The sequence below is a fragment of the Enterobacter cloacae complex sp. 2024EL-00214 genome (assembly GCF_043945575.1).
Taxonomy (GTDB): domain Bacteria; phylum Pseudomonadota; class Gammaproteobacteria; order Enterobacterales; family Enterobacteriaceae; genus Enterobacter; species Enterobacter cloacae_P.
Genome location: NZ_JBIMRC010000008.1, coordinates 26,562 through 46,396 on the forward strand (window position 1 = coordinate 26,562; position 19,835 = coordinate 46,396).

The window sequence follows — 19,835 nt, forward strand, 5'->3', positions numbered from 1 at the left end:
GTTAGCTTGATTTCAGGATAATTATGAGCAAGAGCACCGCTGAGATCCGTCAGGCGTTTCTCGATTTTTTCCATAGTAAGGGACACCAGGTTGTTGCCAGCAGCTCCCTGGTACCGAACAACGACCCGACTCTACTGTTTACCAACGCCGGGATGAACCAGTTCAAGGATGTATTCCTTGGTCTCGACAAGCGTAATTATTCCCGCGCCACAACCTCACAGCGTTGCGTGCGTGCGGGCGGTAAACACAACGACCTGGAAAACGTCGGTTACACCGCGCGTCACCATACCTTCTTCGAAATGCTGGGCAACTTCAGCTTCGGCGACTATTTCAAACACGACGCCATCCAGTATGCGTGGGAACTGCTGACCGGTGAAAACTGGTTCAACCTACCGAAAGAGCGTCTGTGGGTTACCGTCTATGAAACCGATGACGAAGCCTTCGAAATCTGGGAAAAAGAAGTTGGTATCCCGCGCGAACGTATTATCCGCATCGGCGATAACAAAGGCGCACCTTACGCGTCTGACAACTTCTGGCAGATGGGCGATACGGGCCCTTGTGGTCCATGTACCGAGATCTTCTACGATCACGGTGACCACATCTGGGGTGGCCCTCCAGGAAGTGCTGAAGAAGATGGCGATCGCTACATTGAGATCTGGAACATCGTCTTCATGCAGTTCAACCGTCAGGCTGACGGTACGATGGAGCCGTTGCCGAAGCCGTCCGTTGATACCGGTATGGGTCTGGAGCGTATCGCGGCTGTTCTGCAGCACGTTAACTCCAACTATGAGATTGACCTGTTCAGTACTCTGATCAAAGCCGTTGCTGATGTGACGGGCGCAACCGATCTGAACAACAAATCTCTGCGCGTTATCGCAGACCATATCCGTTCCTGTGCATTCCTGATTGCCGACGGTGTTATTCCGTCGAATGAAAACCGTGGTTACGTGCTGCGTCGTATCATTCGTCGTGCTATCCGTCATGGCAACATGCTGGGCGCGAAGGACACCTTCTTCTATAAACTCGTTGGGCCACTGGTTGGCGTGATGGGCGCTGCGGGCGATGAACTGAAACGCCAGCAGACGCAGGTTGAACAGGTTCTGAAAACCGAAGAAGAACAGTTTGCCCGTACTCTGGAGCGTGGTCTGGCGCTGCTGGATGACGAGCTGGCTAAGCTCAAGGGCGACACGCTGGATGGCGAAACCGCTTTCCGCCTGTACGATACCTACGGCTTCCCGGTTGACCTGACGGCAGACGTTTGCCGTGAGCGCAACATCAAAGTTGACGAAGCGGGCTTTGAAGCTGCGATGGAAGAGCAGCGTCGTCGTGCGCGTGAATCCAGCGGTTTTGGCGCAGACTATAACGCGATGATCCGCGTTGAGGGTGCGTCTGAATTCAAAGGCTACGAAAATCTGGAACTGACCGGCAAAGTGACCGCTCTGTTTGTTGACGGTAAAGCCGTAGACAGCATCAGCGCAGGCCAGGATGCGGTTGTGATTCTGGACAAAACCTCGTTCTATGCCGAATCTGGCGGCCAGGTTGGCGATAAAGGCGAACTGAAAGGCGACGGCTTTAGCTTCAACGTTACTGACACCCAGAAATACGGTCAGGCTATTGGTCACCAGGGCAAACTGGTTTCCGGCTCTCTGAAAGTGGGTGAGGGCGTTCAGGCTAACGTTGATGAAGTTCGCCGTGCACGTATTCGTCTGAACCACTCCGCAACGCACCTGATGCACGCAGCCCTGCGTGATGTTCTGGGTACCCACGTTGCACAGAAAGGTTCTCTGGTTAACGATAAGGTTCTGCGTTTCGACTTCTCTCATTTCGAAGCGATGAAGCCATCTGAAATCCGTGCGGTGGAAGATCTGGTGAACGCGCAGATCCGTCGTAACCTGCCAATCGAAACTCATATCATGGAGCTCGAAGCGGCGAAGAAGAAAGGTGCGATGGCACTGTTTGGTGAGAAATATGACGAACGTGTTCGCGTACTGAGCATGGGCGACTTCTCCACCGAACTGTGCGGTGGTACTCACGCTTCCCGTACGGGTGATATCGGTCTGTTCCGCATCGTTTCTGAATCAGGTACGGCGGCAGGTGTTCGTCGTATTGAAGCGGTGACCGGTGAAGGTGCTATTGCCAGCCTGCATGCGCAGAGCGACCAACTGCACGACATCGCACAGTTGCTGAAAGGCGATAGCCAGAATCTGGGTGAGAAAGTGCGTGTTGCGCTGGATCGCACCCGTCAGCTGGAAAAAGAGCTGCAGCAGTTGAAAGAGCAGGCAGCAGTACAAGAGAGCGCAAGCCTCTCCAGCAAAGCGGTAGAGATTAAGGGTGTCAAACTGCTGGTCAGCTGCCTGGCCGGTGTTGAGCCTAAAATGCTTCGCACTATGGTCGACGATCTGAAGAACCAGCTTGGTTCCACAGTTATCGTGCTGGCGACGGTGGCAGAAGGTAAGGTTTCTCTGATTGCGGGCGTCTCTAAGGATGTGACCGACCGCGTTAAAGCAGGGGAACTGATTGGTATGGTCGCTCAGCAGGTGGGCGGCAAGGGGGGCGGTCGTCCGGACATGGCGCAAGCTGGTGGTACGGATGCGGCGGCACTTCCTGCGGCATTGGCCAGCGTTGAAGGCTGGGTAAGCGCGAAACTGTAATAATTACAAAGCACAAGCAGACGCCATAGCGGCAACGTTATGGCGTCTTGTTCACTGTGCTATCGATAACGATAAAGTCAGGTTGAGTTTGTGTATATCGGCTAAACTTACGTTTAACAGAATGTAATGCCGTGACTGCTTACACTTTACGTGTTTGTCATCGCTTACTTTTTGGCGTTATATGATGGATAATGCCGGGATACAAGAGACCCGACTCTTTTAATCTTTCAAGGAGCAAAGAATGCTGATTCTGACTCGTCGAGTTGGTGAGACCCTCATGATTGGGGATGAGGTCACCGTGACAGTTTTAGGGGTAAAGGGTAACCAGGTTCGTATTGGTGTGAACGCCCCTAAAGAAGTATCTGTCCACCGTGAAGAGATCTACCAGCGTATCCAGGCTGAAAAATCCCAGCAGTCCAGTTACTGATATTATCGCGTCTCGCTGTCGGGCGAGACGCAACCTCTCCCGCAATTTTTCCTGCTTAAAGTTACCGTTTGATTTCAACCGCTCTGTTTTTAACCACTCCCTTACCCTTATCTCGACCAAACGCCGCCATTCCCTCAATAGATTTCTGTGAAGATGCCTGCAAAATCCGCTTATAAAACACCCTCTTTGCGGCTTTTACATGCGAATTGCGTGCGATTTGTGCAAACGATAAAAGCGTGTGGAAAATTGTTTGACTTATAAGTCCCAGAAAGTAATATATGCGCCACGCAGCGACGAGAAGCTCTTAACGAGTTACTCGAAGCACTCGAAAGAGGCGTTGTGTGGTGAGGTGGCCGAGAGGCTGAAGGCGCTCCCCTGCTAAGGGAGTATGCGGTCAAAAGCTGCATCCGGGGTTCGAATCCCCGCCTCACCGCCATTTTGCATCCGTAGCTCAGCTGGATAGAGTACTCGGCTACGAACCGAGCGGTCGGAGGTTCGAATCCTCCCGGATGCACCATCTATTACTTCATATTGCTTTCGAAGTGATATGAATATCGAGTAGTACAGTAGTAAATCCCGATGCATCCGTAGCTCAGCTGGATAGAGTACTCGGCTACGAACCGAGCGGTCGGAGGTTCGAATCCTCCCGGATGCACCATCTTCTCCGAGATAACAGCAACACTGTTATTTCAAGGTCTGCGAGTTAATTGCAAGCACTAGGGAGGATAACGTTGCTTCAGCAACGGCCCGAAGGGTGAGGCGCAGCCGAGTAATCCTCCCGGATGCACCATTTACTATTTCTGAAAGCAGTACCCTGATGCATCCGTAGCTCAGCTGGATAGAGTACTCGGCTACGAACCGAGCGGTCGGAGGTTCGAATCCTCCCGGATGCACCATCTTCTCCGAAATAACAGCAACACTGTTATTTCAAGGTCTGCGAGTTAATCGCAAGCACCAGGGAGGATAACGTTGCTTCAGCAACGGCCCGAAGGGCGAGGCGCAGCCGAGTAATCCTCCCGGATGCACCATTTACTGTTTCTAAAAGCATTTTCCGATGCATCCGTAGCTCAGCTGGATAGAGTACTCGGCTACGAACCGAGCGGTCGGAGGTTCGAATCCTCCCGGATGCACCATCTCTTCTTGTCATTCTCCTTGTGTTCAGTTCTTAATCACTCTCATTGTTATCATTTCGCAATCAGCGACAAAAACCACCATTTACGATAAAGTAATGCTTTGTTAATCGTTTAGCGAGAGCACGATGTACGCACAGTATGACGGTTTGATCTTCGATATGGATGGTACCATCCTGGATACTGAACCCACGCATCGTAAAGCCTGGACTGAAGTCCTTGGACGTTACGGCATGCGTTTCGATCTCCAGGCAATGGTTGCCCTCAACGGATCCCCAACCTGGCGTATTGCACAGGCCGTGATTGAAATGAATCAGGCCGATCTCGACCCGCACCTGCTCGCACGTGAAAAAACTGACGCGGTAAAGGCGATGCTTTTAGATACCGTACGTCCATTGCCGCTAATAGATGTTGTTAAGGAGTGGCACGGACGTCGGCCGATGTCGGTTGGCACGGGCAGCGAAAGCTCAATCGCAGAAGCGTTGCTCAACCATCTTGGCTTGCGTCACTATTTTTCCGCTGTGGTTGCCGCCGATCATGTTAAAAACCACAAACCCGCACCAGACACCTTTCTGCTTTGCGCAGAGCGCATGGGTGTACCTGCGGCAAAATGCGTTGTTTTTGAAGATGCAGATTTTGGTATTCAGGCCGCGCGTGATGCCGGAATGGATGCGGTGGACGTTCGCTTACTGTGAGTGACGCGCTGTCACTTGCCTCATTATTCGCCAGCAGTTTCTTAAGCGCCACGCTCTTACCGGGAAATTCGGAAGTGGTGCTGGTAGCGATGCTGTTGTCTGGTGCCAGTCAGCCCTGGTTGCTCGTCTTAATAGCAACAATGGGTAATAGCTTTGGAGGGCTGACTAACGTTATTCTTGGGCGTTTCTTCCCGCTGCGTGAAAAATCACGCTGGCAGGAAAAGGCAGTCGGCTGGCTAAAACGCTATGGCGCTGCCACGCTGTTATTAAGCTGGATGCCTGTAATAGGTGATTTACTGTGTCTGCTGGCGGGATGGATGCGCATCTCCTGGGGACCGGTGCTCTTTTTTTTGTGCCTTGGCAAGGCGTTGCGCTATGTTCTCGTGGCATGGGTAACACTACAGGGTATGACGTGGTGGCACTAATTGGTGGAGTGATTTAGCGACCTTCAATCGTCAACCATTACAATTATGCTGAGTAACAATACTTTGACAGGCGGGAGGTCAATTTGATCCCGGACGTATCACAGGCGCTGGCCTGGCTGGAAAACCACCCTCAGGCTCTGAAGGGTATTCAGCGTGGGCTTGAGCGTGAAACGCTGCGCGTTAACGCAGATGGCAGCTTAGCCACAACGGGTCACCCGAAGGCGTTAGGCTCGGCGCTGACACATAAATGGATCACAACCGATTTCGCCGAAGCGCTGCTGGAGTTTATCACTCCGGTGGATGGCGATATTGATCATATGCTGACGATCTTGCGCGACGTCCATCGCTTTACCGCCCGTAATCTGGGCGATGAGCGCATGTGGCCGCTCAGTATGCCGTGCTATATCGAGCAGGGGCAGGAGATTGAGCTGGCGCAGTATGGCACGTCGAATATCGGTCGGCTGAAAACGCTTTACCGTGAAGGGCTGAAAAACCGCTACGGCGCGTTGATGCAGACCATCTCTGGGGTGCATTACAATTTCTCTCTGCCGATGGCGTTCTGGCAGGCGAAATGCGGCGAAACGGATAAAGAAGCGATCTCCGCAGGCTACTTCCGCCTGATCCGTAACTACTATCGTTTCGGCTGGGTCATTCCTTATTTGTTTGGCGCGTCACCTGCGATTTGTTCATCATTCCTGCAGGGAAAACCGACCACGCTGCCGTTCGAGAAGACCGAATGCGGGATGTACTACCTGCCGTATGCCACGTCTCTGCGTCTGAGCGATCTTGGCTATACCAATAAATCGCAAAGCAATCTCGGTATTACGTTTAACGAATTGCATGAATATGTGGCAGGATTGAAGCGCGCGATTAAAACGCCGTCAGAAGAGTACGAGAAAATCGGTCTCGAAAAAGACGGTAAGCGTCTGCAAATCAACGGCAACGTGCTGCAAATTGAAAACGAGCTGTACGCGCCCATTCGTCCGAAGCGTGTCACGCGCAGCGGTGAAACACCGTCTGATGCGCTGCAGCGCGGCGGTATTGAATACATTGAAGTGCGCTCGCTGGATATTAACCCGTTCTCACCGATTGGTGTTGATGAGCAGCAGGTTCGCTTCCTTGATCTGTTTATGGTCTGGTGCGTGCTGGCCGATGCGCCTGAAATGAGTTCAGATGAACTGCTCTGCACCCGTACTAACTGGAATCGCGTGATTCTGGAAGGGCGTAAGCCGGGTCTGACGCTGGGTATCGGTTGTGAAGCGGCGCAGTTCCCGCTGCCAAAAGTGGGTAAAGATCTGTTCCGTGACCTGAAACGTGTTGCCCAGACAATGGACAGCGTATACGGCGGTGAAGAGTATCAAAACGTTTGCGACCAGTTGGTCGAATGCTTTGATAACCCTGAACTGACATTCTCAGCACGTATTCTGCGTTCTATGATTGATCAGGGTATCGGCGGTACAGGGCGTTCGCTCTCTGCGCAATACCGGGAAATGCTGATGCAGGAGCCGCTAGAAATCCTGAGTGAAGCGGATTTTATGGCAGAACGAGACGCTTCTGTCATACGTCAGAAAGAAGTCGAAGCGGCGGATACTGAGTCGTTTGAGGCGTTTCTGGCGAAGCAGGTTTGAACCAAAAAGAAAAAGGCCACATCGCTGTGGCCAAAATATACATCTCTGAATTCAGGGATGATGATAACAAATGCGCGTCTTTCATATACTCAGACGCGCATTCTGTCGAAGAGTTCAGTTTTTTTTAAAAAAATCACTATCGGAGGTGACGTATGCCGTTATTAGATAGCTTTACCGTCGACCATACCCGTATGGAAGCACCTGCTGTACGTGTGGCGAAGACCATGCACACTCCGCACGGCGACACGATCACCGTATTCGATCTGCGTTTCTGCGTGCCGAACAAAGAAGTGATGCCTGAAAAAGGCATTCATACGCTGGAGCACCTGTTTGCCGGTTTTATGCGTGACCACCTGAACGGCAACGGCGTAGAGATTATTGATATCTCCCCAATGGGCTGCCGCACGGGTTTCTACATGAGTCTGATTGGTCAGCCTGAAGAGACGCGCGTTGCAGCAGCCTGGAAAGCAGCAATGGAAGACGTGCTGAAGGTGAAAGAGCAGAATCAGATCCCTGAACTGAACATTTACCAGTGCGGGACTTACCAGATGCACTCTCTGGAAGAAGCGCAGGAAATCGCGCGCCACATCATTGAGCGTGATGTTCGTGTGAACAGCAATGAAGAGCTGGCCCTGCCAAAAGAAAAACTGCAGGAACTGCACATCTAGTGCGCCTTCGCCCTCTCCCTCCGGGAGAGGGTAAGGGTTGTTTAACCCCATGACCACAACCTCGACCTTCTCCTTTGTCCATCGTCCCCTGGTACCGTTTGCGCATGATTATGCTCATGGCGACAGTGAACCCTGGCATCAACATGACTGCGCACAGCTGTTGCACTGCCTGAGTGGTGTGGTGAGGGTGGATACTGCCTCTGGCTGTTGGGTTGTCCCACCGGGTCGCGGCGTCTGGCTGCCTGCGGGTACACGGCATTCCCTGCGCATCACCGGTCATGTTGCCGCACGTACGCTGTTTATCGATCCGCTGGCCCGTGCCGATCTCCCAGCGACCTGCCAGATCGTGCAGATCTCTCCACTATTACGTGAACTGATCCTCGCCTCTCTTACGCTTCCGGAGTCGTACTCGCCAGGCTGCCGGGATGAGCGGGTGTATGAATTGATCCTGGATGAAATTCGCGTGATGCCGGTACTACCGTTTCACCTGCCGGAGCCGGAAAGTGAAACGCTGCGAAATCTTTGCAAGCAGATCCGCCAGACGGCGGGAGAAAGCTGGAGCAGCGTGCAGGTCGCCAGCCTGATCGGCATGAGTGAGCGAACCCTGAATCGCCATTTTCAAACGCAGACGGGGTTAAGCTACAGCGAGTGGGTAAGAAGGGCGAGATTACTGGAAGCGCTACAGCGGCTGGCACAGGGCCAGCCTGTGTTACGTGTGGCTCTGGATCTGGGTTACGGCAGCCACAGCGCCTTTACGGTGATGTTTCGCCGGGTGATGGGAATTTCACCCAGCGATTACTTCAAAGACAGCTAACTGATGGCGTTCAATAGTGCCTGAAGAGACGCGCGTGCCACGTCGCTGTCAATGCCGACTCCCCAGCGGCTACTGCCGTCCTGGAACAGACAGCGGATATACGCCACAGAGCGGCTGTCGCTACGTTCTCCCAGGGTATGTTCATGATAATCCTTAATCACAAACGGGGCGTTAACCCAGCGGCTCAGGCCGTTAGCGGCGGCGGATAATAGTCCATTTCCCTGGCCATCAAGCTGGCGCACTTCCCCTTGTGTGATGATGTTTGCCGTCAGACGTAACTGCCCGTCCTGCTGGCTGTCGCTAAGGTAAGATTGCAGGGAAAAGCGCGGTGTCACCACCAGTCCATAGCGGCTGCGGAACAGTTGCCACAGCGCATTCTGCGTCATCTCTTTCCCGTGTTTATCCGTTTCCTGCTGTACGTACTGGCTAAAGTCCTGCTGCAGGACACGAGGCAATTTCAGACCATGATTCTGTTCAATAAGCCAGGCGCTGCCGCTTTTACCGGACTGGCTGTTCACGCGGATCACCGCTTCGTAAGTACACCCAATATCCTGCGGATCGATGGGGAGATAAGGCATCTCCCAGCGTTCGCCGGGGCTACGGGCATCAAAGCCTTTTTTGATCGCATCCTGATGTGAGCCCGAGAAGGCGGTGTAGGCCAGCCGTCCTGCCCACGGATGGCGCGGATGCACTGGCAACTGGTTGCAGGTTTCCACGACTTCCACCACGCGGTTCATATCGCTGAAGTCCAGCTCAGGGCTGATCCCCTGGCTGTAGAGGTTCATTGCCAGCGTTACCAGACAGACATTGCCCGTGCGCTCTCCATTGCCAAACAGGCAGCCTTCGACACGGTCAGCTCCTGCCATTACCGCCAGTTCGGCACTGGCGACGCCAGTGCCGCGATCGTTATGCGGGTGAACGCTAATGCAGACATCGCGACGACGGCTAAAGTGGCGACAGAAATACTCAATCTGGTCGGCATACACATTCGGCGTATTCACTTCTACAGTGGCGGGTAAGTTAATCACCATCGGGCGCTCATGGCACGGCTGCCAGATTTCCGCCACGGCTTCACAAATCTCCAGCGCAAACTCCGGCTCGGTAAAGCAGAAGGTTTCCGGGGAGTATTCATACTGCCAGCGGGTGTCGGGGTTCTCTTCACAAAGCTTACGGATAAGGCGCGTGGAACGGGTTGCCAGCTCGACGATCCGGGCTTTCTCCATACCGAACACCAGGCGGCGGAACAGCGGCGCAGTCGCGTTATACAGATGAACAGTAGCCTGCTTCGCGCCGCGCAGGGAGTCAAAGGTGCGAAGGATCAGATCTTCCCGTGCCTGCGTTAATACCTGGATGGTCACATCATCCGGGATGCGGTTTTCTTCGATCAGCTGGCGAACAAAGTTGAAGTCGGTTTGCGAAGCGGAAGGGAAGGCGACCTCGATCTCTTTGAACCCGCAGCTTAGCAACAGATCCCAGAACTGCAGCTTGCGCGTGCTGTCCATCGGTTCGGCGAGGGATTGATTACCGTCGCGTAAATCGGTAGAGAGCCAGCGCGGCGCATGAGTAATGCGTTGCTCAGGCCAGCGACGGTCGGGCAGAGAAATGGCGGGAAAAGGCTGGTATTTGTCGGCGGGTGTGTTCAGCATGATGCGCTCCTGTTGTCTTTTCACTATCGTGAATTGATCTCAGGAGCGCTGCTTTATCGGAACTGACAATCGCTGTCGCGTTTTGGACAACGTGGGTTAGTGCGCACCACCACCACCACCACCACCGCTACCGGCACCAAACGGCGGTCTGGCAAACCACACCAGGCCGAGCAGAATGATAAAGATCCCTGCCGATATCCAGAAAATCTCATTTGCAGAGATAATCAACCCCTGGTTAGTGATCTGCTGTGCAATCCAGCCGGAGGCCTGCTGCTCCGTCATTCCCATTCCCTGAAGCTGGTTATACATCTCCCGGGAGTTCGGGTTGAACGGGTTCACTGCTTCGGTCAGCTGGGCATGGTGCATCGATTCACGGTTGGTCCACAGGGTGGTGGTGATCGACGTCCCGATGGAGCCTGCCAGCGTACGGGTAAAGTTCGACAGGCTGGACGCTGCCGCCATTCGTTCAGGTGGCAAACCGGAAAGCGTAATGGTCGTCAGTGGCATAAAGAAACATGCTACGGCAAAGCCCTGAATAAACTGCGGCCAGGCGGATGCGCCAAAGTCCATTCCCGGTTCGAACGTATACGCGCGCCAGTAGAAGCACACGGCGTACATGATAAAGCTGAACGTCACCAGCCTGCGCATGTCGAGCTTATGGGCAAAACGGCCAATAATCGGCGACAGCAGAACCGGAATCAATCCAACCGGTGCAGAGGCAAGACCCGCCCAGGTTGCGGTGTAGCCATATACCTCCTGCAGCAACTGCGGTAGCAGAACAATGGCACCGAAGTAGAGCATGTAGGCGAGGCTGATACACAGGCAGCCTATGGTGAAGTTTCGCGACTTAAAGAGCGAGAGATCGACTATCGGGTTATCATCGGTCAGCTCCCAGACAATCAGGAAACTGAGCGATACCACCGCAACAATCGTCAGGATGATGATCTCCCGTGAGTTGAACCAGTCCAGCTCTTTACCCTGGTCGAGCATCACCTGCAGGCTACCGATGCCGAGGATCAATAACGCCAGGCCCACGCTGTCAATGCGCCGCTGTTCGGTTCGCGTTTCCCTGCCACGCAGCGACTGCAACGTCATCATGACGACGATGGCACCAATCGGTACGTTGATGAAGAAGATCCAACCCCAGTGATAGTTATCGCTGATATAGCCGCCCAGGATAGGCCCGCAAATCGGCGCGACAATCACGGTCATTGACCACAGCGCCAGCGCGATAGAGCGTTTGGCCGGCGGATAGTTGTTCAGCAGTAAACTCTGTGACAGCGGAATCAATGGCCCGGCCACAATCCCCTGAATGACGCGGAAGAAAATCAGCATCGTCAGGCTGGTGGACATGCCGCACGCCCAGGAGGCGAGCACAAAGGCGATGGTTGACCAGAGGAACAGCTTCACCTCACCGACGCGCTTTGCCAGCCAGCCGGTAATCGGAATGGAGATAGCGTTCGCCACCCCGAACGAGGTAATGACCCAGGTTCCCTGGCTCAGTGATGAGCCAAGGTTCCCGGCGATAGTGGGGATCGCCACGTTTGCGATGGTGGAGTCCAGCACCTGCATGAATGTCGCCAGTGACAGCGCAATGGTCATAATGACCAGTTGCGCACCTTCCAGCGGTTTTTGCGGCTTTTGCTGTTGCATAACGCTCACCTTCGGATTAACCGGCGTTTGCCTTCACGATGTCATCGATCAGTTTGTTGACCGGATCGAGGCTAATTTCACGGGCGTTACTTTCATAAGCCGGGCTGCTACGTACCTGGCTTGCCAGGATCTGTCCATCGCGGTTGGCAGTATCAACTGTTACCAGCGTAGAGAGGCCAATACGCAGCGGGTGGTCAGCGAGCTGTTTTGCATCCAGCTCGATACGCACGGGCAGACGCTGGACCACTTTGATCCAGTTACCGGTGGCATTCTGTGCGGGCAGCAGGGAGAAGGCGCTGCCGGTCCCCATATCCAGACCCACTACTTTACCGGTGTACTTCACGTCATCACCGTAGATGTCGCTGATAACTGTCGCCGTCTGGCCGATACGCATATGGGCAAGCTGCGTCTCTTTGAAGTTGGCATCCACCCACAGATTGTTTGCCGGTACTACCGCCATCAGCGGTGTTGTTGGGCTAATCTGTGCGCCTGGCTGGACGGAACGACGGGAGACGTATCCGGTCATTGGGCTGACAATTTTGGTACGCTGCAGGGCAAGCCACGCATTGCGCACTTCAGTCGCCGCCTGTTTTACCGCCGGTTGGTTTTCCAGACTGGTACCGAGTACCATCGCCTGGTTGGCGTTGTACTGTTGGATCGCCACATCCAGCTGTGCCTGTGCGCTGGCAACGGCATCACGGGCGTGTTGCAGCTCTTCGCGGCCAATCAGGTTGGCGGTGCCGAGAGGTACACGACGATTGAGGTCGCTCTGCGCCTGGGTCAGCGCGGTTTTTTGCACATCAATGCTGGCCTGAAGCTGTTTACTGTTGATCATCAGCTGGCGGGTTTGACGGACGCTGGAAGCCAGCCCTGTCTGTGCTTTTTCAAACGCCTGCTGGGCGTCGGTCGGGTCGAGTGTAACCAGCACATCCCCTTGTTGCACAAAGTCGGTATTGTCAGCCCAGACTTTCGTCACGCTGCCCGACACCTGCGCCATAATTTGTACCTGGTTCCCTGCCACGTATGCGTCGTCCGTCTCTTCAGCATGACGCAATACTAAAAACCAGTAGATCCCATATGCCACGGCAATAGTAATAAAGAGCAAGGTCAGCAGAAGAAGGGCGCTCTTACGTTTGCCTTTCTTGTTGGCCGGTTGCTGCGGGGTTGCGTTCTCCGCATTTGCGCTCATTGTTGTTCTCCACGATCTTCTTATTTTCACATCGGCTGAGCCGACCTGTTGTCAGAAAGGCCAGCAGTGTGACGTGCTGGCCTGTCAGTTTTCTTTTCTAATCTGGATAATCGAGCGTGTCGTCGCGTTAGCGCAGCGCTTCAAGAATAGCGCCATCTTCATCCATCTGATCCAGACGGGTAAGCAGCTTGCGAGTGATGTGCTCAAGCTGGTCGCGCTCGGCGGTGCTGAGGGCAGACCAGAGTTTGTGCAGACAGTTGTGCTGAGGTGGTAACACCTCACGCAGGAATTCGTGACCTTTTTCAGTCAGTTGCAAATGCAGACAACGGCGATCGTTGTCGCTTTCACGGCGCTCAATCCAGCCGCGTTTTTCCAGCTCATCAGCAATACGGGTGGCATTGGTACGGGACGAACCCAGCGCGCAGCTCAGCTCTGATGGCTGGATACTGTGGTTTTCCTGAGACTCCAGCGTAATCAACGCCATAAACAACGTCTCGTTAATCCCTTGAGCTTTCAGCATTTTATTACGGTTATCCAGTAACTTCCCCTGCATGTGCATGCACAGGCGGGTCAGCAGGATTTCCTGATACGGGAAGTCCTCATGACGACTGGCGCGGAATTTAAGCATTTGTTCAATGGGCGTAAACGAACTATCCATTTGGGTATAACCTCATTAATTACAGCCGATATAGTAACGATGGTGACAAATAATGTAAATGAATTATTTGTGCGGTTATATCCGCCAAATTTATGACACCATCAGAAAGCGCCGGGTAAGTCCGTGACCCGGTGAGCACAGAAAGGACGAGGGATTTGCCCCCGGAAGAGAGGATGTGAGGACGGGGTTCTGAACTATTCATGCCGATTGTAAATATGTCACCCACATTAAAATTTCTGGGATAAATGATTACATTAACATTAACAGACTGAAAGGCCCCTTTATACCCATAAGAGGCCTAAAGCAGTGTAAAACTTAGTGGATTGACTCCTGGCGATGAAACCCACGCCACCAGACCAGCAGATTCAGTGCGGCCACAATTGCCCCTATTGCACATACGCCTGACCAGCCCGCGTGCTGCCACGCCGAAGCTGAAATTAATGAACCCGCAGCACCACCGATAAAATAGCTGGTCATATACCCGGCAGTAAGGCGGTTACGCGCCTCTGGCTTCACGCGGTAAATGACGGTCTGGTTGGTAATATGCACACCCTGCACGGTGAGGTCGAGCACCAGAATACCGACGATCAGCGCCAGTACAGAGGTATGTCCGTACCAGATAGCAGCCCAGGAAAGCAGCAGTAAAACCAGCCCGGTGGAGGTGGTCAGGTGGGATTTGCCTTTATCGGCCAGCCCGCCAGCCGGACGCGCACCCAGCGCGCCCGCCGCGCCAGCCAGACCAAACAGGCCAATCACCCCTTCGGAATAGTTAAACGGCGGCGAGGCAAGGAGAAATGCCATTGACGTCCATAAAATACTGAAGTTAGCAAAGGTGAAACATCCCAGCAGCGCGCGGGTGCGTAGCAGTTTATCCTGGGTGAAGAGGCTGAAAACCGAGGCGAGAAGCTGCGGGTAGTTCAGGTGATTCTCCGGCTTCACTTTTGGCAGCCCACGCCACAGCGCCAGCGCCATCGCCACCATCAGTACGCTGGCTACCCAGTAAACGGTGCGCCAGCCACCCAGGCTTGCCAGCAGTCCCGCAACGGTACGCGCCAGTAAAATCCCCAGCAGCAGGCCGCTCATGATGGTGCCTACCACTTTGCCGCGTTTTTCCGGCGAGGCGAGCGTGGCGGCGAGCGGCACCAGAATTTGTGCCACGACAGAGAACAACCCCGTCAGGGCGGTGCCGATAATCATCATCGTTAACGACTGACTACTGGCGGTGATCAGCATCCCGCCTGCGGCCAACAGGGTCATGGAGACAATCAACATCCGGCGTTCAAACATATCGCCCAGCGGTACCAGGAACAGCAGCCCTGCGGCGTAGCCAAGCTGTGCGGCGGTGACAATAAAACCTGCTGAGCTGGCGGAGAGGTTAAACGCGCGGGCGATGGTATCAAGCAGAGGTTGTGCGTAGTAGTTACTGGCGACAGCCAGACCCGTTGCCACGGACATTAAAAGGATGAGTGCCGGGCTAAGCCCGTGAGTTGTTTTTGTCATTAGGTTCAGGGATCGTGAATTAAGTGATTATTTTTCCAGAACCATAATAACGAATGATGGTGAATGTTGGGGGATTGTTAAGTGATGGTTTGTGCGGTTTAGCTTCCCTCTCCCGGTGGGAGAGGGAAGTGAAATGATTACTTCTGCGCGTCCAGCGCCTCCTTCAACCAACCGTCAAACTGTTTCTGGTGGGCTTTGATCCAGCCGTCGACGTGGCCTTTAACATCCGCTTCAGACGATTTTCCGTTATGCATCATGGCATTCTGGGCGTTGATGTCCGCCAGCGGCAATTTCATCACCGAAAACAGTTTTGCCGCCGCCGGGTTTTTCTCTGCCCAGGCTTTGTTGGCAACAATATGCATGGTGTTTACCGGGAAGCCGTAATTCATGCCGTTTGGCAGCTTAGTGTCGATATCTTTCTGCTCGCCTGGCAGGGAGGAGAACGGTACCTGCAGCCACACCACGTCTTTGCCCGGCTTCAGCACGTCGCTCACCCAGTACGGAGTCCAGGTGTAATAGATGACGGGTTTACCCTCTTTAAAGCGGGCAATGGTATCGGCCATCATCGCGGAGTAGTTGCCGTGGTTTACGTCGACGGTCTTCGCCAGATCGAAGGCTTTGTTCTGGTGGTTAATCACCGCTTCACAACCCCAGCCCGGCGAGCAGCCCATCATGTCGGCTTTACCGTCACCGTTGGTGTCGAACAGTCTGGCGATCTTCGGATCTTTTAGCTGCTCAATATTGGTGATGTGATACTGGTCGGCAGTTTTCTTGTCGATCAGATAACCCTGCGCTGCACCGGTTACGAAGGTCCCTTCGCGGTAGAATTTCTTGTCACCACCGGCGGCGGCATACATATCGTCGTGCAGTGGCTGCCAGTTCACGGCGGTAAAGGTCGCATCCCCGGAGGCAATCGAGGTATAGCCCACGTTGTAATCTACTTCACTCGGCGTATTGACCGTATAACCCAGCTTCTCCAGCGCGCGGCTGACGATCAGGGTCTGGAAACTCTCTTCCGAAATGGTGCTCTGTACCGGCTGCACGGTAATGCCTTTGCCAGGCAGGTCAGCGGCAAAGGCGCTGGTAGAGACCAGGGTGGCAAACGCTGTGGCAAAAAACAGGTTCTGTCGCATCGTTGTTCCTTAGTATTTGGTGAATGGACGGGTGAGTAATCCGACAGGGCCGGTGGTATACCAGCGACGGTTGCCGCGACTGCGTGAATCACGACCGACAGCCTGGGTCAGGCGGTCAAGAATAATGGCGAGGATCACGATGCCTACGCCGCCCACGGTCGCCAGTCCCATATCGAGACGGCCAATACCGCGCAGTACCATCTGGCCGAGACCACCTACGGCAATCATCGAGGCGATCACCACCATTGAGAGCGCCAGCATCAGCGTCTGGTTGACGCCTGCCATAATGGTTGGCATGGCCAGCGGGAGCTGGACTTTAAACAGCATCTGACGCGGGCTGGCCCCAAACGAGCGTGATGCCTCGATAAGATCGGCAGGCACCTGGTTAATCCCCAGAATGGTCAGACGAATAATCGGCGGCAGGGCGAAGATAATGGTCACCACTACGCCCGGCACGTTACCGATGCCAAACAGCATCACGATTGGTACCAGGTAAACAAACGCCGGAGTGGTTTGCATCGCATCCAGCAGCGGACGAATAATTTTCGCTGCCCGCGGGCTTCGCGCCAGCCAGATCCCCATTGGCAAACCGATCGCCACGCAGAAGAGCAGGGCGGTCAGGACCAGCGCCAGGGTGATCATCGCCTGTGACCACGCGCCAATGGCACCAATGGCAATCAACGAGATCAGCGTAGCGATACCCATGCCTGTGCTGCCAAACTGCCAGGCGATCAGCGAGAACAGCACGATAGCTACTGGTGCGGGCATCCCCAGCATCAGCTGCTGGAAGCCATTCAGGATGTAATCCACCGGGACGCGGATCCCCTGAAATACCGGACGGAAGTGGGTGACCACCCAGTCGATCCCTTCCGTGACCCAGCTATCCAGCGGGATCAGCGTTTTGTGGAACGGATCCATAATATTGAAGTGTTCTGGCGCAGGCGCTGGGGCGCTGTTGAGCCAGTCTGCCGAACTGCCATCGGCTGGCGCAGGTGTCGATGACCCCCACGCGTCGGCAGATTGTGCAGCGCTGTCCGCTGCCTCAGTGGTTCCCCACGGGTTCGATTGATCAGCCATTGTTTGCCCCTTCGCGGTCTAAAGCCTGCAGCAACATGCGTTTTGAGATGATGCCGACGTACTGGTGTTCTGCACCCACTACCGGCACGGCACACGGTGCCTGACCCACGTGAGAGAGCAACTCGCTGAGCGGCGTTTCGGCATCTACGGCAAGCGGCGCGTCGATTAGCGCCGCATCAATTCCCTGATTTTCGCTCAGTGCGGTTTTCAGGGAATCAATCGAGACGATGCCTACAAATTTATTACCGCGTTCAACCAGATAACCATATTCGCGGTCTTCATCCTGCAAAAGCTTGAGTGCGGAGCGCGGACCGAAACCTGGTGTTTTACGGATAATGCCGTTCGGGGTACGGCGGGCAATATCTTTGGCGCTAAAGACCTGGCTAATATCCACGCCGCGGAAGAAGGTACGCACATAATCATTCGCCGGATTATTCAGAATTTCATCCGGCGTGCCGACCTGCACCACCTCACCATTTTGCATAATGGCAATACGGTCGCCAATACGCATCGCTTCATCGAGATCGTGGGAAATAAAGACAATGGTACGTTGATGTTTCGACTGTAATTTTACCAGCTCATCCTGCATCTCGGTACGAATTAACGGGTCAAGCGCCGAGAACGCTTCATCCATTAATAAAATGTCTGGATTAATGGCTAATGCGCGGGCTAATCCCACGCGCTGACGCATCCCGCCGGAAAGTTCATCCGGGTATGCGTGAGCATAATTATCCAGACCTACCTGACGCAATGCATCCAGCGCTTTTTCCTGGCGCTCATCGGCCGCAATGCCTGCTAATTCCATGCCAAAGGCGGTATTATTTAATACCGTCATATGCGGCATCAGCGCGAATGACTGGAACACCATCGCAATCTTCTTTCTGCGCACCTCACGGAGCTCAGCATCTGATATTCTGGCGATATCCACACCATCAATCAGCACCTGTCCACGGGTGGGTTCAATCAGGCGATTGAGAAGGCGAACCATAGTGGATTTACCCGAACCGGATAACCCCATGATGACGAAAATCTCGCCTTCTTCAATGGCCAGACTGGCGTCTTTAACGCCAAGCGATAGCCCGGTTTTTTCCAGAATTTGCTCTTTCGAAAGTCCTTTTTCGATATATTTGAAAGCACGTTGCGGATGCTCACCAAATACTTTATAAAGATTTTTCACTTCTAATTTAATTGCCATGCAATAGAGAATGTCCTGTTATTTGTTTATGTCGATATGATTACCATGGTAAATAGTTAGCGGGTATTACCCTAACATACTGAGAATCTGAGACAACCCTGAGGCTACTTATGGTGTGAATTTTGCTGCAGGTGAAGTGGCTGAATTTCCCATGAGTAAAGGGCTGAGCGTGGTTTGAATTTTTCTGGATTTTTTGTTGTTGCACAGGGAAATTTCACCTGAACTGGAGTGATTCAGGTGAATATGACGTGGACATTACAGTGTAGATGGTTTTGGCATATTAAGGGTAAATAATGAAGTTTATATTAAATTAATCAGTATTAATTTCCCCTCTCCCTGACCCTCGCCACTTTGGGGAGAGGGCGGATGAGAGGGCGTTTTTAAAAATCCCAATCCTTATCTTCAGTCTCTACCGCTTTGCCCATCACATACGATGAGCCAGACCCGGAGAAGAAGTCGTGGTTTTCATCGGCATTCGGCGACAGCGCCGCCAGAATCGCCGGGTTTACTTCCGCCATTTCTGGCGGGAACAGTGCTTCGTAGCCGAGGTTCATCAGCGCCTTGTTGGCGTTGTAGCAAAGGAATGCTTTCACATCCTCCTCCCAGCCGCTTCCAGTGTACAGCTCTGCGGTATAGCTCAGCTCGTTGTCGTAAAGATCCATCAGTAAATCGAGCGCAAAACCTTTCAACTCCTCACGCTTTTCCTCGCTAACTTTCTCCAGCCCTTTCTGGTACTTATAGCCAATGTAATACCCGTGAACCGCTTCATCACGAATGATGAGACGAATCAAATCTGCGGTGTTGGTTAGCTTGCCACGGCTCGACCAGTACATCGGCAGCCAGAAGCCGGAATAAAAGAGAAAAGACTCCAGAAACACGCTGGCGATTTTCTTCTTCAGCGGCTCGTCGGCCTGATAATACTCCAGTACCAGTTTCGCCTTACGCTGCAAAGCGTTGCTTTCTTCACTCCAGCTGTAGGCGGCATCCACATCTTTGGTCTGGCAAAGCGTGGAGAAAATCGAGCTATAGGAGCGGGCATGTACCGCCTCCATAAAGCAGATGTTCGACATAACCGCCTCTTCATGCGGTGTCAGCGCATCGGTCATCAGCGCGGGCGCACCCACGCTGTTCTGAAGGGTGTCCAGCAGCGTCAGGCCGGTAAAGACGCGGATCGTCAGTTGCTGCTCGGCATGACTTAGCGTTTGCCAGGCCGGAATATCGTTGGAGAGCGGTACTTTTTCTGGTAGCCAGAAGTTGCTGGTCAGGCGGTTCCACACCTCCAGGTCTTTATCATCCTGGATTTTGTTCCAGTTAACGGCACTGACAAGTGACAGTTTCATCCTTTC

At 53.6% G+C, this 19,835-nt stretch carries 16 protein-coding genes and 5 tRNA genes; 12 read left to right on the top strand and 9 right to left on the bottom strand.

Annotation, left to right across the window (positions count from 1 at the left end):
• Positions 1–23: 23 nt before the first annotated feature.
• From alaS to ACHHZ6_RS10885, 12 genes are all read left to right on the top strand, one after another.
• Positions 24–2,651 (top strand): alanine--tRNA ligase, encoded by a 2,628-nt coding sequence (gene alaS, locus ACHHZ6_RS10830; RefSeq protein ID WP_395122203.1) that lies wholly within the window; start codon positions 24–26, stop codon positions 2,649–2,651.
• Positions 2,652–2,892: 241 nt separating this feature from the next.
• Positions 2,893–3,078, top strand: coding sequence for a carbon storage regulator CsrA (gene csrA / locus ACHHZ6_RS10835; protein WP_000906486.1), 186 nt, complete (start codon positions 2,893–2,895; stop codon positions 3,076–3,078).
• A 343-nt stretch (positions 3,079–3,421) separates the two neighbouring features.
• Positions 3,422–3,514: transfer RNA gene (locus tag ACHHZ6_RS10840), tRNA-Ser, on the top strand.
• A 4-nt stretch (positions 3,515–3,518) separates the two neighbouring features.
• Positions 3,519–3,595: transfer RNA gene (locus ACHHZ6_RS10845), tRNA-Arg, on the top strand.
• 64 nt (positions 3,596–3,659) lie between these two features.
• Positions 3,660–3,736: transfer RNA gene (locus tag ACHHZ6_RS10850), tRNA-Arg, on the top strand.
• A gap of 161 nt (positions 3,737–3,897) precedes the next feature.
• Positions 3,898–3,974, top strand: a tRNA-Arg gene (locus ACHHZ6_RS10855).
• Positions 3,975–4,134: 160 nt separating this feature from the next.
• A tRNA-Arg gene (locus ACHHZ6_RS10860) sits at positions 4,135–4,211 on the top strand.
• A 125-nt stretch (positions 4,212–4,336) separates the two neighbouring features.
• Positions 4,337–4,903 (top strand): fructose-1-phosphate/6-phosphogluconate phosphatase, encoded by a 567-nt coding sequence (yqaB, locus tag ACHHZ6_RS10865; RefSeq protein ID WP_182918829.1) that lies wholly within the window; start codon positions 4,337–4,339, stop codon positions 4,901–4,903.
• Positions 4,900–5,328, top strand: a complete 429-nt coding sequence (locus tag ACHHZ6_RS10870) for a YqaA family protein (protein WP_182272409.1) — start codon at positions 4,900–4,902, stop codon at positions 5,326–5,328. The genes yqaB and ACHHZ6_RS10870 overlap by 4 nt, the downstream gene beginning before the upstream one ends.
• Before the next feature lie 83 nt (positions 5,329–5,411).
• Positions 5,412–6,956, top strand: a complete 1,545-nt coding sequence (gshA, locus tag ACHHZ6_RS10875; protein WP_182272408.1) for a glutamate--cysteine ligase — start codon at positions 5,412–5,414, stop codon at positions 6,954–6,956.
• 152 nt (positions 6,957–7,108) lie between these two features.
• On the top strand, positions 7,109–7,624 hold the full coding sequence (gene luxS / locus ACHHZ6_RS10880; RefSeq protein WP_182272407.1) for an S-ribosylhomocysteine lyase: 516 nt from the start codon (positions 7,109–7,111) through the stop codon (positions 7,622–7,624).
• A gap of 49 nt (positions 7,625–7,673) precedes the next feature.
• Entirely contained in the window at positions 7,674–8,438 is a 765-nt protein-coding gene (locus ACHHZ6_RS10885) for an AraC family transcriptional regulator (protein ID WP_395122204.1), read from the top strand.
• On the opposite strand, the gene leuA is transcribed toward ACHHZ6_RS10885, so the two are convergent.
• The 9 genes from leuA to nrdF form a co-directional block, all read right to left on the bottom strand.
• Positions 8,435–10,084 (bottom strand): 2-isopropylmalate synthase, encoded by a 1,650-nt coding sequence (gene leuA, locus ACHHZ6_RS10890; RefSeq protein WP_395122205.1) that lies wholly within the window; start codon positions 10,082–10,084, stop codon positions 8,435–8,437. The genes ACHHZ6_RS10885 and leuA overlap by 4 nt on opposite strands.
• Before the next feature lie 96 nt (positions 10,085–10,180).
• Entirely contained in the window at positions 10,181–11,737 is a 1,557-nt protein-coding gene (emrB, locus tag ACHHZ6_RS10895) for a multidrug efflux MFS transporter permease subunit EmrB (protein ID WP_395122206.1), read from the bottom strand.
• 16 nt (positions 11,738–11,753) lie between these two features.
• Complete coding sequence (emrA, locus tag ACHHZ6_RS10900; protein WP_182272403.1) at positions 11,754–12,926, bottom strand: multidrug efflux MFS transporter periplasmic adaptor subunit EmrA; 1,173 nt, start codon at positions 12,924–12,926, stop codon at positions 11,754–11,756.
• A 127-nt stretch (positions 12,927–13,053) separates the two neighbouring features.
• Complete coding sequence (mprA, locus tag ACHHZ6_RS10905; protein WP_182272402.1) at positions 13,054–13,584, bottom strand: transcriptional repressor MprA; 531 nt, start codon at positions 13,582–13,584, stop codon at positions 13,054–13,056.
• 315 nt (positions 13,585–13,899) lie between these two features.
• Entirely contained in the window at positions 13,900–15,084 is a 1,185-nt protein-coding gene (locus tag ACHHZ6_RS10910) for an MFS transporter (protein WP_182918825.1), read from the bottom strand.
• Positions 15,085–15,221: 137 nt separating this feature from the next.
• Positions 15,222–16,217 carry a glycine betaine/L-proline ABC transporter substrate-binding protein ProX gene (gene proX / locus ACHHZ6_RS10915; RefSeq protein WP_395122207.1) on the bottom strand — a complete coding sequence of 332 codons (996 nt, stop codon included), beginning with the start codon at positions 16,215–16,217 and terminating at the stop codon, positions 15,222–15,224.
• Between the two features lie 9 nt (positions 16,218–16,226).
• The gene (proW, locus tag ACHHZ6_RS10920) at positions 16,227–17,294 is read right to left on the bottom strand and encodes a glycine betaine/L-proline ABC transporter permease ProW (RefSeq protein ID WP_395122208.1); all 1,068 of its coding nucleotides are present in this window, start codon (positions 17,292–17,294) and stop codon (positions 16,227–16,229) included.
• Positions 17,287–18,489, bottom strand: a complete 1,203-nt coding sequence (gene proV, locus ACHHZ6_RS10925; RefSeq protein WP_182272398.1) for a glycine betaine/L-proline ABC transporter ATP-binding protein ProV — start codon at positions 18,487–18,489, stop codon at positions 17,287–17,289. The genes proW and proV overlap by 8 nt, the downstream gene beginning before the upstream one ends.
• Positions 18,490–18,869: 380 nt before the next feature.
• Positions 18,870–19,829, bottom strand: a complete 960-nt coding sequence (gene nrdF / locus ACHHZ6_RS10930; protein WP_182272397.1) for a class 1b ribonucleoside-diphosphate reductase subunit beta — start codon at positions 19,827–19,829, stop codon at positions 18,870–18,872.
• Between the last annotated feature and the right edge of the window lie 6 nt (positions 19,830–19,835).